This is a genomic window from Winogradskyella sp. (assembly GCF_028282165.1).
Lineage (GTDB): Bacteria > Bacteroidota > Bacteroidia > Flavobacteriales > Flavobacteriaceae > Winogradskyella.
In genome coordinates, this window is sequence record NZ_JANQIM010000014.1 from 47419 (window position 1) to 62617 (window position 15199).

Below are 15199 nucleotides of genomic sequence, written 5' to 3' on the forward strand. Positions count from 1 at the left end.
CCATAAAAACGCATGTAATTCGTCAGACATTTGTACTGTAATTAAAAACATAGTATATCATGAAAACGAATAAAACATTTAAACTCGGAAATTTTGAAATTAATAGAATTGGTTTCGGCACCATGAGAGCTACTACTGGTGCTGGTATTTGGGGCGATTCTTTGAATAAAGCAAATGCAATTAAAGTCATTCGTACTGCCATAGAAAATGGGGTTAACTTTATTGATACAGCAGATTCCTATGGGCCATACACATCAGAATTATTGGTGCAAGAAGCCATTAGCCCTTTTGGTGATAAAGTAATGCTAGCTACAAAAGGCGGGGCCATAAAATATAGACCTGGTGCTGTTATGGCTAATGGTCATCCATATTATTTGCGCACTGCTATCGAGGGGAGTTTGAGACGATTGCAAAGGGAAACTATTGATATGTATTTTTTACATCGGGTAGATCCAAACATTCCCATTGAGGAATCGGTTGGTGCATTGGCTCAATTTCAAAAAGAAGGCAAAATAAAGCACATAGGTATCTCTAACGTAACACTAGAACTTCTTGAGCGAGCGCAATCTGTAGCCAAAATTGATGCGGTGCAAAATGCTTTTAGCTTTAAAGACAGACGATACGAAAATGTAGTCAATAAAACTAAAGCAGAAAATATTGCTTTTGTTGCACATACGCCAGTAGCAAAAAATACTTGGGATGATATTGCTTTTGCGAAAGCAAAACAAAAAGATATCTCAGCAAACCAATTATCTCTTTCTTGGTTATTGCAATATGCTCCCAATGTCATTTCCATTCCAGGAACATCTTCTGAAAATCATCTTTTGGAAAATCTAGCGTCGTACAATCTAACAACTAAAATCTGATGAAAAAGCTAAAAACATCTTTCATTGTTTGGATAGCTATTTATCCTGCAATTACGGGAATACTTTTTTTGTTTGGTGATAGTTTGAATGAACTTCCGATCACAATAAGAACTTTAATTTTGACCCTAGTTTTAGTGCCTTTAATGGTGTATGTATTGATTCCTTTTTGGACTAAAGTTTTCCTCAAAATAAAAGACCTTTAACAAGCTTATATACCATAACTTTGTAAAAATCTATTTTATACTGAAATGAAGTATACTTTCTATAAGAAGTTTTGTTTTTTAGTAGCGCTTATGCTTTTGAATTCATGTCGAGAGTCTAATAGGACTAAAATGGAAGAAGGTATTAGCAATTCTGTCGTTACAGTGAGTGCCATGAAAAATGTTATGTGGAAGGGCGAGCTAGAAGGAAAGGTAAAATTAGATACTATTGTTCCTAGGAAAGGATTATATGGTATCGGACCTTTAGCTTTTCTTAAAGGAGAGATATTAGTTAATGATGGACTAACTTACGTGTCAAAAGTGGTTAGTCCAAATGAAATGAAGGTTGATGTATTACCCGAAGCCCAAGCACCATTTTTTGTTTATGGGCATGTTACGAGTTGGAGAGAACAAAAACTACCCAAAAGTGTTATTGATATGTTATCATTGGAAAAGGCACTAAATGATTTGTTTAAAGACATAAATGAACCGCTAATATTTAAATTAAAAGGAAGAGTTAAATCGGCAGAAATTCATATTCAAAATCTACCAGATAACACAAAAGTTAGCTCACCAAAAGAAGCACATCAAGGGCAAGTAAATTATTCTCTCGAAGATGAAATTGTAGAAATGATAGGTTTTTACTCAAGAGCGCACCATGGTGTTTTTACACATCACGATAGCAATATGCATATCCATTTAATGACTCAAGACAAACAAAAAATGGGACATTTGGATGGACTGGAAATTGGAAAAATGAAACTATATTTGCCTAAAAAGTAAAATGAATTCAAGGGTGTTTAGTTTAAATATAGATATTTTTCTAATCTATCGCGGTTATGAATAATAGGTGGCTATAAGTTTCTTTATCAATCACCAATTTGTAAAATACTTTTAACTACAATTAGCTAGTGTTTCTTGTTTTTCCCAACTATATTGGTAGTTTCATGTAAATATATTTTAATAAAGAGTAAAACCTCAAAACAATTTAGTATAATGGACTTTAAAGTATTAAATTGAATTTAAATTCATTTATAATAATGAGAACAAAGGATGAAAATAAATTATTTGCCATTTTTGATGCTACGGTTAGTCTAACTGCAAAAGTTGGAATTGCAGGGTTGAAAATGTCCTTGATAGCAAAAGAGGCAGACATAGCGGCTGGGACTATATATCTTTATTATAAAAATAAACAGGACCTCTTAAACGCAGTTTATGCAAATCTAAAATCCGAAGGTATATTTTCTGTAATTGGAAGAATTGAGCATCTTCCTATTCAAGTTCAACTTTTTAGACTGTGGGAAGTTGCATTTGAATATCATGTTGCAAATAACAATAAGTCTATTTTTATAGAACAGTTTGAGCTATCACCTATGATATCTCCAGAAAATAAGATATTGGAAGAGGACAGCATATCATATTTGCAAAAAACATTGGAAGAAGCAAAGAAAAAGGGAATAGTTAAACCAATAGATAATCATATCATCATTTCTTTAATCCTTGGCTTTATGAAACACTTGGTAGTTCAGGCAACTAAGGATGTGCTAGATACAAACGAAGAAGTTAAGCTCCTATGCTATTCAATGTGTTGGGATGCCATTAGAATAATCAATAATGAATAATTATTCATTTTAGATTTTTTTAAGTATATTTAACCATGTTAGTAGATGGTCATTTATAAATCGATTCTAAAAAAACGAATTGATATAGACAAATCTCTAACCATTATTCAATACTTAAATTAAACACAATCTAAAATGAAATCCTACCCAATTTTCTTTCTTTCAGTCCTATTTGTTTTGTCAAGTTTTTCACCACAAACTAATTTTGATAAGGACACTAAAATACTCATGTCGGCTAAGATCGTATCGAGTGAAGAATCCGTTAACGTCTTATTTTTTACAGACGGTTCTTATAGTCTTCAAAAACTTAAAAATGGCACTGAAACCAATTCTAAGTCTTTAATGCTCTCAGAATCTGAGTTAAAAACATTGGAGAAGCTCATTGCAAGAGCAAAACCGCTTGTACTTAAATCCACTTATACCTGTATAGAAAAAAAGGTAAATAAGACAAACGCAACACTATATTATTTTGGGAAATCAAAAAAAACGGTAATTGTTAATAATGATTGTCAAAGTAATACCAAGCTCAATAATATAAGAGCCTTTGTAGACAAAATTTTGAAAGACGACTTATAGGTCTAAAAAGACTGATATAATAATCTCACATATTACTACTTAGGTCAATTTATCCAAATATGAAAAAGCCATTAGTTAAAATAGCATCTGTGCTTTTTCCTAATCGGGTTGCTTCTTTTGCATACAATCAACTGACTAACCCTCAAGTTCGTAAATTACGAGAAAATGAATTAGCCACCCTTAATAAAGCAGATAGAGCAAGTATTAAATTTAAGGGTTTTAACATTCAGCTATACACTTGGATGGGTGGCACTAAATCAGTGTTGCTTATTCATGGCTGGGAAGGCCAAGCAGGAAATTTTTCAGATATTATTGAAGCTTTGCTAAAAAAAAGCTACACCGTTTATGCATTTGACGGTCCGTCTCATGGATTTAGTAGTAAAGGAAAAACCAGTTTGTTTGAGTTTACCGAACTCGTTGGATTACTCATTAAAAAGTTTAAAGTTAAGAACTTAGTAAGCCATTCATTTGGTGGCGTTGCAACAACTTATGCCTTACATCAAAATCCAGAAATCATAATTGACAAGTATGTGTTATTAACAACGCCAGATAAATTCGTTGAGCGTATTGATGATGTTTGCCATATAGTAGGCGTTAATAATAGTGTAAAAAAACGTCTAGTGAATAGACTTGAACTTGAAACTGGTAAAACCGTGTTAGATTTAAACGTGAGTGATTTTGTAAAATCGATTTATGTAAAACGAGCATTAATAATTCATGATAAAGATGATAAGGTGATACCTATAAATCGCTCACGAAATGTTAGTGATTATTGGTCCCAATCTGAATTTAAAGAGATAGGTGGTACAGGTCATTTTAGGATATTAAGAACACAATTCGTTATAGACTTGGTTTTGGAATTTTTTAATGAGTAATCCAAGATATTATAATGCTTTAAATTTTGGTCATTTTTTAAATTGTTTTGGTTAACACTTTGGCTTCTTATGGCGGTAGCTTTGTAGTGAATTTAAAACCATAGAAATCATGAAAAATGAATGCAACCAACTAAACAAACCTTCACTATTATACATCTTTATACGGGAAATGGTCTTTTTAAAAGAGACTCAAAGAGCATTAGATGATGTATTAAATCAAAAGAAACTATTTTTTGGTAGTATAAAAACTTGGTACAAAAAACTATTAAAAAATGAGCTGGTTGAGGCTTCGCTAATGCTTAGCGGTTACATGGCAGTATCTACTTTAATACTATTGATAGCGTATAAGTTAGTATTGGTTTATTAACAAACGTACCTCATAAGACGCTTTAGATTTTGGTCAGTTTCTTATAATTTTATGTAACTTTAAGCTATGGCAAAAAAAGAGATTCCTGTATTTGAGACTAGTAACGATATCCATGAAGCCACGGGTTTTGAGCACCGTAGTCATATTCCTGGGTTTGATATTTTTACGATGGAATCACTTGAGCCGTCTGCTAGGCGATGCATGCCACCATACCGTCAAGGGTATTATCAAATAGGAATTTTGAGTGAATCTGCTGGTGCAAAAATCAATTTAAATACAAATGAAGTCGACCTAGAGCAATTTCCACTGTGGTTTGTAGTACCGGGCCAAGTTTTTTCTTGGGTTCGTGACCCAGAAACCAAAGGAATTCATATTCAATTCAGAAAAGAGTTTGTTTCTCAATCTATACCTAACTTAACCGAAACATTTCCCTTTTTAAAAATTACAGAGAATAGTGTGTTTTTGATGACACCAGAGGAGCAAAACTCGTTAGAAATTGATATGAACCGTATGCTCTCCGTGTTTCAAAACCCACATCCTTATCAGGAAAAAATGTTAGAGGGTATGCTAGTATCATTATTGTATAATTGTAAATCGGTTTATGAGCGCTTTAAGACCAAAGAGAGTCATCTTTCACGTAAACAGGCCTTATCCCAACAGTTTCAACAGCTCGTTGATAAGTTATACATAGACTCTAAAAATGTAAGTGATTATGCTTCTCAATTGAATGTTACGCCTAATTATCTTACCACTGTCATCAAGGAAGTTACAGGAAAAACGGCAAAGGACGTTATTCAGCAGCGTTTATTCCTAGAGAGTAAAACCATGCTATCATTTACCTCATTGGATATAGCAGAAATTGCATATCAGCTCAATTTTCAAGAGCCTACACACTTCACACGTTTTTTTAAAAAGTACAGTGGAACTACACCTAATAAATTTCGTCAGTCGTTATAGATTAGTTTTTTGCCATTTTCTATAAGAATCTGGTTATTTTATTGATCATAGTAATCCGAACTTTGTATTGTAATTAAAAGTTGTGGATTATGAAAACAGATAATGTAGCACTCATCACTGAAGCAGGTAATAACTTATCTTTAAAATTCGCTAAAATTTTAAAAGATAAAAACTTCAATGTCATAATAGTAGCAAAAGGTGAATCCTATGACAGATTAAATGAAATCGAATCAGAGGACATTAAACTCTTAAATATTGATTTGACCAATTTATCTGAGATTTCTCAATTGTATTCATATTTAAAATCGGAATATGGAAAACTAGATTTATTGATTAATAATGCTGAAGTAGCAAACGGTTTTGGTCAAAAAATTACAGATATTGATATCACTGAATTTAAGCACCTTTACGATCAGAACCTTTTTTCTGTTATCAATATTATTAAAACATTATTTCCCTTACTAAACAAAAGTAAAAAAGCTAGTATTGTAAATATAACAAGTGCATTAGGAAGCATGGATAAAATGAGTGATAAAGACTTTTGTTACAGGGACTATAGAATGACAGCATATTCTACTGCTAAGTCTGCACTAGATATGCTAACATCTATTTTAAGTAAGGAATTAGAGCCAAATAACATAAAAGTAAAGAGCTTCGATCCAATAAGAAAAGCAAATTGTACACATAATAGTGTTAGATTATGCAAAGATGTAAAAGAAGAATTATTAAGCCTGATTTAGGGAACTATAGGATTTAAATTATAATACCATCAAATTCTTCTAGTTGCTCAAAAAAACTAGGTATTTTTCTTTACGCTCTGCAAGGAGCTACATAAAAAGTATTTAACTTATTATACATCATTGTATTGTTTCACAAAATGAATTAGTTAGGTTGAATCACAGTTTAATCATAATATGAAATATCCCAATCAGAATTTATTACTTTCCGTTAACTAACGTTTCAAGTTTTCTTAAGGCTCCGGACCAAGCATGGCTAAAATACGCTCTTGCAGATTCCCAATCATCGCCTTTTCTCCAGCCAGTATGTATTAATGTTACTTTTGTTATATTTAAATTAATTGTTGTAAATATAACAGTCACATTCGTTAATGGTCTTATGCTGTTCATAAACCTTTTCTGTTCTGCGTTTCCTTTCCATTCAATATTAAAGAAATTTGGTTTATCGACAGCCAATACTTTACAGCCATATGTGCTATTGTTTGTAAGGTCAGGATCATCTGGTGTCCAAAATAATTCGTACTTACCTCCAATTTTCATTTCTACTTCAGCTTCATTGGTAAGCCAATTAGACAGTTGGTCATTTTTCTCAAAATAATTAAATGCCTTTTCTTTAGAACAATTTAGAATTACACTCGTCACAATTATTTCATCTTTTTGATCTAATTCACTCATCCTACTAGCTTCATTGTTTTGTATAAAATTATAAATAATAGTACAAACTGATTAAAAGCTCTCATTTTTTTAGCGATTATATTTAGAGAACAAGATGCTTTTGGTGGTGAAAAAACTGTCAGCGGATGCGAATTGAGTTCAATTTTATAAGATTGGAAAGAACTTCTGTTTCCGATATGTACTTTTAAAATATATAATGTCTATTAACATTTACCACTTCTCACTAAATGTAACTTGTTGACAAACTAATTTTATTTTTAAAATGAAAAAGTATTCATTGAAAGGATATATTGCCTATGCGGTCGCAATATTTATTCTAGTTATAACAAATTCCTGCTCTACCTTAAACAAAAACGAATCAACAAACAGTGCTTATATATTGTATAATGCCAATATAGTCAATGTGAAGGATGGAACTATTTCCAAAAGTGATGCCATTGTTATAGACAAAGGGACTATAAAGCATATAGGAAGTGCTATAGACTTAAAGAAATCCTTTGCAAAGAATAATCAATATAACCTTAGTGGTAGATACGTCATTCCCGGATTGTGGGATATGCATGTACATGTAGATAAGCTTTCTAGGGATTACGAACACTCAGAGAGAATGTTAAGTCTCTTTACTCTAAATGGAGTGACTTCAATAAGAGAAATGGGAGGGGATTATGAAAAAATCAGTCGATTAAAATCGGCTACCAAAACCAATTCCCTTTTGCCCTCTCTGTATAACGCTGGACCCATATTTGAAAATAAAAAATGGTTAGATCGTCTTGCATTAGATGATCCAGAACTGGCTTCAGAAAGGATAGGTATAGCAGATCCTTCAAGAGTATCGGGGGTCTTAGATTCTATTTTAAAGCTAGATATCGACTTTATTAAGATACGAACAGCTGCTTCGGATAGTGTTTTCTTTGAGCTAGCGGATCAGTGCAAGAAAAAGGGAATCAAACTTTGTGGGCATATAGATGGAAAAGTAGATTTGTATGAAGCCGTTAAGTCGGGAATCAACTCAATAGAGCACGTTGATATTTTTCAATTGAAAGAGAAGGATATGACTGACTCCAAAATGGATTCTATAGTTTCTCTAATGGAGGATTTAAAAACAGGCTATTGCCCAACTTTGCTTGTCTTTAAAACCTTACGAATATATAGTCTGAAAAAAGCACATGAATTTTTACAAGACTCTACGGATTCCAAGTTTCCTATGCGGGCGTATGCCTCTCAAAGGCTTATAGAAAAATCTGATCAGTCTGTGGGATGGGCAGTTAGTGCCAAGAAAGTTGTTCCTTGGGAAGATTGGGAAGTTAGTTTTTTGAGATTTGCTGATAAAATTGTGAAGAGCAATGTCCCAATCTTGGCAGGAACTGACGGATCCAATGCTTTGATATTACCTGGTTTTAGCTTACTTACAGAGCTAGAGATGTATCAAAACGAATTACACATGACGCCACTTCATGTTTTACAATCTGCAACAATGAACGCAGCAAACTTTTTTGAATTGTCTCATAAAACTGGATATATCAAAGAGGGCTATGATGCTGACCTGGTCATTTTAGAAAAGAATCCTTTAGAGAATATTAAAAACTTACGTAGTATCTATAATGTTATAAAATCTGGGAAAATTATCGATCAAAACGAAAGAAAAAAAAGACTCAAAAAAGTTAGAGACTATAACATTAACAATAGATTATAAAACCTAGTGACACTATTTTTTATATCTTTTTAATGAAAAAGAATGAAAGGACAATAAAACGTATAATCAGGACAATATTTACCTTAGAGAAGAAATATCCGAAGGTAGAATACCCTTATGCTTTTTGAGAATTCTTCTTAATTGGTTGGCACTATAAAAACCACATTGTCTTGCTACAGATTCAACTTTATTTTTTTCTGATAACAACTGTATTGCGCGATCTACTTTAAGTTTTTCCAAATAGTCTCCAATTGTAATTCCAGTAGTTTTTTTAAAGAGTCTTGTTAGGTTGCGAGTACTCATGTTTACGGTTTCCGCAATATCGGAAATCGTAAAAGTTGATGACAAATGTTTAACTATATAATCTTGTGCATCATGGATTCTGTAATCCAGATGATTCCTGTATTGAAGAAAAGCACTTAATTGCGGATCAGATTCGCTTCTTCGAAAATAAATGACAACCTCTTTAGCTATATCTGTAGCGAACTTGGAGCCAAATTCTTTTTCTATGATGTAAAGCGCCAAATCAACCCCTGAAGATACTCCAGCACTTGTATATAAATTGTTGTCAGCTGTAAATAATTGGTTCTTTTTTACATTTATGTCGGGATATTTTTGGGATAATTCATTAACATATTTCCAATGGGTCGTACATTCTTTACCTTTTAGAATACCAGATTCAGCTAATAAAAATGTACCAGTACATACCGAACTGATATTGACTCTCTTATGGTATTGATTGTGTAACCATTTGAAAAAAGAGTGGTTATCCTTGAGGAAGTTATGATTTGAGAGCAGCTCATACTCTAGGCCAGAAATAAATATATGATCATTTTCTGATAATTGAAACTCATGATAAGGTACTAGTTTAGAGAATCCCAATCCGGCACTACTTTCAATAGTTGTGTCATTGTTAATTGATACAAAGTGTAGCTCAATATCGGCACCGTATTCTCTTGCTTCATAAAAAATATGAGCAGGTCCATTTATATCTAGGAGATGTACTTTTGGTGGTACTATGAATAAAATACTCTTAATAGTTTTGGTCTTTTGATTATTGTTAGTGTTAGGCTTAGTCTTTTATCCACTTAATAGCATTTTTAAGTATCTTCCTATAATCGGGACCTACATTCTTATTATGCCTATGTTTCAATTAAATAACCAGTTATTCTGCCGACTTAGTTTCTCATTCACATTAAAAAAAGTGTTGCCATGTTCTAGTCTGTATGTTCCTTGTTTCATTGCCAACTCGTTTGTTCTAGAAGTCCCTTCTTTAAAATTCTAAACGTTCTGTTCATTTCAATCTAATCTAAATGAAATCGTAATTGTAGAAGTTAATTTTTTCATTTCAGTATCCATTTTGATTAGATAGGAGCTGACGGTTCAACGCTATAGTCGAAAGATAGTGAATTGAAATGAATTAGGGCACGGTCAAGTTTAGTTATGATAAACCTAGCATATGGTTAAGTGCTGACTATTTACCTAAACCAAAAGGCTAAACGAATATACCGAATACAGAAGTTGAATTTTGAATTCATATCACTAAATTGCATCGATTATAAACAATTATTGAGATCAGCTTAATGACTATTGAGAGCTTTATAAGAGCATTCTTATTTCTGTCTTTCTTCTTAGGAGGCTTTATATCCATATCCTTAATTATTTCTAGAAAGCATAGATCACTGCCCAATGCCTTCTTGTCGTTGTTTCTAGCTATTTATGCATTTAGGCTTCTTCTTCATTCCGATTACGCACCGAATATAGGATTTGGAAATTACTTGATATTTACACTTCTATTAAGTCCATCCTTGTTTCTCTATGTCTATACACTGACCAAGAAAATTAAGATATTAAAACCATATCATCTTTTACATTTTTTACCCAGTCTAGTTCTCATCCCTGTTCTGATTGTTTTTAGAGAGTCTTGGAATATCAATTCGTATAAGAGTGCTTTTACTAATGATACTGCTCTAATTTTTTTATCGATTATACAAGGATTGGTTGTTTTGCATGTAGTGTTCTATTTTTTTCTAATTATTAAGCGCTTAAACGAACACAGAGCATACATCAAGGAAAATTTTTCAAACCTATCAAGTGTCAATCTAAACGCAATCTCCAGATTGTGCTATGCATTTCTTGTTGTCATATGCATTTGGATTTTCGGTGGTTATGGAGATATTGGATACTTTATTAGTATATGGGGAGCACCTTCGATTTACATCGCATATATATTCTGGTTTTTATTATCCTTAATCGTTGTCTTAATAGGTTATGAAGGATTCACTAGACCAGATGTTTTCTTAAATATTGATGTTAGCATCAAATCAAAATCAATAGGCAAAAAGAGTCTATCTGTAGGGGACTTGAATGAATACTCCACCAGATTATCCTATTTAATGGATACCAAAAGACCCTATTTGAATCCAAAATTGAAACTCTCTGAACTGGCAGATTTAATGGACATGAACCCTGTCCTTTTGTCTAATGTCATTAATACCAGTTTCGAGAAGAACTTCAACGATTATATTAATGAGTATCGCGTAAATGAGGTTATTAACAAAATGAAGGATCCCAAATTCAATAATTTAAGCTTGCTTGGCTTGGCTTTGGATTCTGGATTTAATTCCAAATCAACCTTCAACCTAATGTTCAAAAAATTTACAGGAAAAACACCTAAAATGTTCAAAAAAGAGTTTCCTGCTAATAATTCTATTTAAGACGTCCTAAATCATAATCTCGGTCGATTCGTAATTCTTGTTTCTATTCTTTTGTCAGGAAATCTAAACAACCTGATTAGACTTTTGTATCCAATAAGATAGATATTACATAGTTGTGGGAAATACAAAAACAATTGTTATGAAAAAAGCACAAAAAAGACTTAGAAAAAAACTGACCTGGATAATTGTTATGATATTCTTTATGGTGTTTATACTTGTTACCAATAGCTGTTTTACCTATACAGATGCTATTAAGAATGATGCAAGCATTGTTGAGATGGGAGATGTTAACATAGGGGGTATAGAGCAATGGGTTCTCATTAGAGGTGAGGACAGAGAAAACCCAGTTATTGTTTTTCTTCATGGTGGACCGGGTTCTCCTGAAACGGCATTTTTAAGAAAATATAATTCTGAGTTAGAGAAACATTTTACAATGGTGTATTGGGATCAGCGAGGCGCAGGAAAGTCTTATGATAAAAAAATACCTCAAGAGACAATGAACCTTGATCAATTCTTATCGGATACTCACGAGCTGATTGTCTATGTCAAGAAGAAATTAAACAAAGAGAAAGTCCATTTAATGGGGCATTCGTGGGGCAGTGTTTTGGGATTATTGACTTCTGCCCAACATCCTGAGTTAGTCGATACTTACATAGGCATTGGACAGGTAGTGAATACTGAAAGAGGTGAAAAATTGTCTTTTGATTATACAATGAGAGAGGCGAAAAAAGACAATAATCAAAAAGCAATAGATCAACTAAATTCGGTTGGTCCACCCGTAAAGGGAGAATATGAAAATAATGGCATTTGGACCCAACGCAAATGGTTACTGCATTATGGTGGTGAACGCTACGGGAAAACTGGTGTCATGGATGCTATATTTGACCTTTGGTTTTCCGATGAATACAACTTTTTTGATGTGATTAAGTTTACGAAAAGTTCAGGTTTTGCTTATCGACTTAGGAGAGATGAAAAGAAAATCGATTTCTTTAAACAGGTTCAATATGTTGAGGTTCCAGTTTACTTCATTAGCGGAAAATATGATTACAACACTCCTAAGGAATTAGTTAAGGAATACTCAGAAATACTTCAGGCACCTAAGGTAGGATATTATGAGTTTGAGCAATCATCGCATAGTCCAATTTTTGAGGAGCCAGAAAAGTTTAATGAACTTATCATAAAATTATTAACCCATCCAAACAATAACTCTAAACTATAAATTAAATATTATGAATCTATTCTATAGAGGACTCTGTGTCCTATTCCTAACGTTAGCTTTCAATCCTAGTTTATTCGCTCAAAATGACGATTATCTCAATCCAAAAATGACAGATGATGGTATTGTAGTTGGGAATTCAAGACAACACATCGATACGTTATTAATTGCAAACCTCATAAGCGAGATAGAATCTGGCAGCTATAAAAATATTCATAGTGTTCTGGTTTTAAAGGACAATAAGCTTCTTGTTGAAAAATACTTTGATGGATATGATATCAACCAATTACACCAACTTCGATCTATCTCTAAATGTGTCACTGGACTACTCTTGGGCATAGCTATTGACAAGGGTTATATTAAATCTGTGGAAGAGGGTATTTTTAATTATTTACCAAACTATCAACACCTCAAGAATGAAAACAATGCTAAAATTAAGATTCATCATTTAGCGAGTATGTCTACTGGACTTGATTGGAATGAAACCAATATACCTTATGAAGATAAAAACAACGACGACAATAAAATGTACAATTATGGGGATTGGGTAGAATATACCCTAAAAAAAGAAGTAGTAGCCACTCCTGGTGAGGTGTTTAATTATAGTGGAGGCGTGTCTAATATCTTAGCTGCAGTTGTTCAAAATGCAGTTGGTATACCCCTTGAATTGTTTGCAGAACAACATCTTTTTAATCCGCTAGGCATACAAAATTATAACTGGAAAAAAAATAGAACACAAACCTTAGTATCTGCTGACGCTGGCCTTAGTATTAGACCAAGGGACATGATTAAAATTGGTACTATGCTCCTAAACAAAGGCGAATGGGGAGACAAGCGCATTTTAAGCGAGAAATGGGTTAAGCGATTATCTTCTAAGCAAGTTAACGGAGGTGCAATGGGACCTTTTCTTTTATCTTATGGATATATGGTTTTGGTAGTTGAAAAAGGACCTGATTTTTTACCTGGATTACGTGGTTACGCTGCTACTGGAAATGGTGGGCAGATTATTTGGGTACTTCCAGAACAAAATGCCGTGTTTGTATTTACAGGCGGCAATTACAACTCAGAGCTATCACAGACACAGCCCATAGAGATTGCGATCAAATATCTTTTTCCTGCGGTTAAAGACTAACGTTTTTTGATATTGCTGCTAGTGGCATTAAGTCAATTAAAATCTGTATACACGATAAGAATTAAAGACTTTTTAAAATGAATGATTAACGCTTTAAATCAAGGTTGTCTGATTTAATTTCTAAAGCTTCTTTTCTTGATTTAATATTCAGTTTGCTGTAAATATTTCTTATATGGGTTTTAACAGTATTGATTTCGATGTGGTATTCCTCAGATATTTCTTTGTTGGATTTGCCTTGTTGAAGCAGGCCAAGGATTTTTCGCTCCTGAACACTTAAAGATTTTAAGCGTCTTCGCGCTCTGGCCTTATTTTCTTTAACCAAGAAATGCGTCAAGAACCCTAATACAAAGGATAATACGCCTACCAGATATGGCTGGTAATTCTTAGTTTTTTTCGTTGGTAGTTGATTTTTAAAAACCTTGAAATAATTGGAATCCTCCTCGGACCATTTATCCAAATAATTTGTGTAAAAGGCCTTGTTTAAGGAGTAGTTAGATTTAAAATCACTCTTATGCAAGGCATACAGGGATACTAGAGGATGCTTACTGGTATCTGCCACAAACCTTAGCTTTTCATTAATTGCCTTTACAACAAACTCTTTTTTTAATGTGGACAGGCCATAATCTGTACTGTCCTTATAATGGTATATTTTATCAATTTTTAGTAGGGATTGACTTGGCAGATGTTCTTTAATCTCAATGAGGTTAAGCAGTTTTTCTTTTCCAAGACTGACGATCTCAATATCGGAGTTTCTATTGGCAATGATGAATATGTGGTTTTCTTCACTTCCGCCTATGATTAAAGAAGCCTCAGGATCACTTTTTTTGGAGATATGAATCCTATAAAGTTGATCTTGCTCAATAAGATAATTGGTGGGAATAGAAAACCGCCCCAGACTATCAATTTTAGATTCTGCAATAATCATTTCATTAGAAATGGTATACAAATCATCAAAAGACTTAATGTGGGACAAGTAAACCGTTGGGCGCCATGAAGGCCCTAGTTCCAGAAGCCCACTTATGGCATGCACCTTTTCTTGGGAAAAGATTTTAGCATTTAATACTAACACTAAAATCAAGAATATGCCCTTAAAGTAATTTAATGTAAAATGCACCGTTAAAACAAATTTTGATCATTACTAATAGTTATGTGACCTCTTGCTTGCCTCGGTATGATTTTAATCTCCCAGATTCCAGTTTGTGGGGCATTAAATGTTTTATTCAATTGACCCGAGACAGCTTCAGAAATATAATTCTTATCTGTTGGCTTTTTGTCTTCAATATCGGAATAGCTCAAAATACTCTTGACGGCAAAGTTTCCCTGGAGTTCACCATTTGGAGCATGAATTTCCACTGCCATTTCACCATAAATGATATTACAGCTTACACTTAGCATAAAACTGCTCACCTCTTTTGTAATTTCAAAATCAATAATAGTAGTTTCAGAAAGTCTTGAAACCTCAATATTTCTTGTAATATTTTTATGGTTAGTGTTTTGAGCCATCACTGGTCCCAGCATTAAAACAAGCAATACTAGCTTTGTGATATGTTTTACCAACTGATTCAT

16 protein-coding genes are annotated in these 15199 nt (G+C 33.1%); 12 read left to right on the top strand and 4 right to left on the bottom strand.

The annotated features are described in order from the left end of the window. Positions 1-59 precede the first annotated feature (59 nt). The 8 genes from Q0972_RS06695 to Q0972_RS06730 all read left to right on the top strand — a co-directional run bounded on the left by Q0972_RS06695 (position 60) and on the right by Q0972_RS06730 (position 6203). The gene (locus tag Q0972_RS06695) at positions 60-866 is read left to right on the top strand and encodes an aldo/keto reductase (protein ID WP_299364054.1); all 807 of its coding nucleotides are present in this window, start codon (positions 60-62) and stop codon (positions 864-866) included. Positions 867-1198: 332 nt separating this feature from the next. After that, positions 1199-1849 carry an acetolactate decarboxylase gene (locus Q0972_RS06700; protein WP_299364056.1) on the top strand — a complete coding sequence of 217 codons (651 nt, stop codon included), beginning with the start codon at positions 1199-1201 and terminating at the stop codon, positions 1847-1849. A 257-nt stretch (positions 1850-2106) separates the two neighbouring features. Beyond that, the gene (locus Q0972_RS06705) at positions 2107-2688 is read left to right on the top strand and encodes a TetR/AcrR family transcriptional regulator (protein WP_299364057.1); all 582 of its coding nucleotides are present in this window, start codon (positions 2107-2109) and stop codon (positions 2686-2688) included. Between the two features lie 135 nt (positions 2689-2823). After that, entirely contained in the window at positions 2824-3264 is a 441-nt protein-coding gene (locus Q0972_RS06710) for a hypothetical protein (RefSeq protein ID WP_299364058.1), read from the top strand. Between the two features lie 59 nt (positions 3265-3323). Further along, a complete protein-coding gene (locus tag Q0972_RS06715) occupies positions 3324-4139 on the top strand; it encodes an alpha/beta hydrolase (protein WP_299364059.1) in 816 nt (271 codons plus the stop codon). Positions 4140-4248: 109 nt separating this feature from the next. Then, the gene (locus Q0972_RS06720) at positions 4249-4506 is read left to right on the top strand and encodes a hypothetical protein (RefSeq protein ID WP_299364060.1); all 258 of its coding nucleotides are present in this window, start codon (positions 4249-4251) and stop codon (positions 4504-4506) included. Between the two features lie 66 nt (positions 4507-4572). Continuing rightward, a complete protein-coding gene (locus tag Q0972_RS06725; RefSeq protein WP_299364062.1) occupies positions 4573-5463 on the top strand; it encodes an AraC family transcriptional regulator in 891 nt (296 codons plus the stop codon). 89 nt (positions 5464-5552) lie between these two features. Further along, entirely contained in the window at positions 5553-6203 is a 651-nt protein-coding gene (locus tag Q0972_RS06730) for an SDR family NAD(P)-dependent oxidoreductase (protein ID WP_299364064.1), read from the top strand. A 198-nt stretch (positions 6204-6401) separates the two neighbouring features. Here the strand turns inward: Q0972_RS06730 and Q0972_RS06735 are convergent, their stop codons facing one another. Then, positions 6402-6875, bottom strand: a complete 474-nt coding sequence (locus tag Q0972_RS06735) for an SRPBCC domain-containing protein (RefSeq protein ID WP_299364066.1) — start codon at positions 6873-6875, stop codon at positions 6402-6404. Between the two features lie 262 nt (positions 6876-7137). Between Q0972_RS06735 and Q0972_RS06740 the strand changes: the two genes are divergently transcribed. Then, positions 7138-8568, top strand: coding sequence for an amidohydrolase family protein (locus Q0972_RS06740; RefSeq protein WP_299364069.1), 1431 nt, complete (start codon positions 7138-7140; stop codon positions 8566-8568). Positions 8569-8646: 78 nt separating this feature from the next. On the opposite strand, the gene Q0972_RS06745 is transcribed toward Q0972_RS06740, so the two are convergent. After that, positions 8647-9606: a GlxA family transcriptional regulator gene (locus tag Q0972_RS06745; protein ID WP_367182395.1), complete on the bottom strand. Its 960-nt coding sequence runs from the start codon at positions 9604-9606 to the stop codon at positions 8647-8649. Positions 9607-10151: 545 nt separating this feature from the next. Between Q0972_RS06745 and Q0972_RS06750 the strand changes: the two genes are divergently transcribed. The 3 genes from Q0972_RS06750 to Q0972_RS06760 all read left to right on the top strand — a co-directional run bounded on the left by Q0972_RS06750 (position 10152) and on the right by Q0972_RS06760 (position 13633). After that, on the top strand, positions 10152-11285 hold the full coding sequence (locus Q0972_RS06750; RefSeq protein ID WP_299364070.1) for an AraC family transcriptional regulator: 1134 nt from the start codon (positions 10152-10154) through the stop codon (positions 11283-11285). Between the two features lie 139 nt (positions 11286-11424). After that, positions 11425-12504 carry an alpha/beta hydrolase gene (locus Q0972_RS06755; protein ID WP_299364071.1) on the top strand — a complete coding sequence of 360 codons (1080 nt, stop codon included), beginning with the start codon at positions 11425-11427 and terminating at the stop codon, positions 12502-12504. Positions 12505-12514: 10 nt separating this feature from the next. After that, the gene (locus tag Q0972_RS06760; protein WP_299364073.1) at positions 12515-13633 is read left to right on the top strand and encodes a serine hydrolase; all 1119 of its coding nucleotides are present in this window, start codon (positions 12515-12517) and stop codon (positions 13631-13633) included. Positions 13634-13718: 85 nt separating this feature from the next. Here the strand turns inward: Q0972_RS06760 and Q0972_RS06765 are convergent, their stop codons facing one another. After that, positions 13719-14747, bottom strand: coding sequence for a helix-turn-helix transcriptional regulator (locus Q0972_RS06765; RefSeq protein ID WP_299364076.1), 1029 nt, complete (start codon positions 14745-14747; stop codon positions 13719-13721). Positions 14748-14749: 2 nt separating this feature from the next. Then, complete coding sequence (locus Q0972_RS06770) at positions 14750-15199, bottom strand: hypothetical protein (RefSeq protein WP_299364078.1); 450 nt, start codon at positions 15197-15199, stop codon at positions 14750-14752.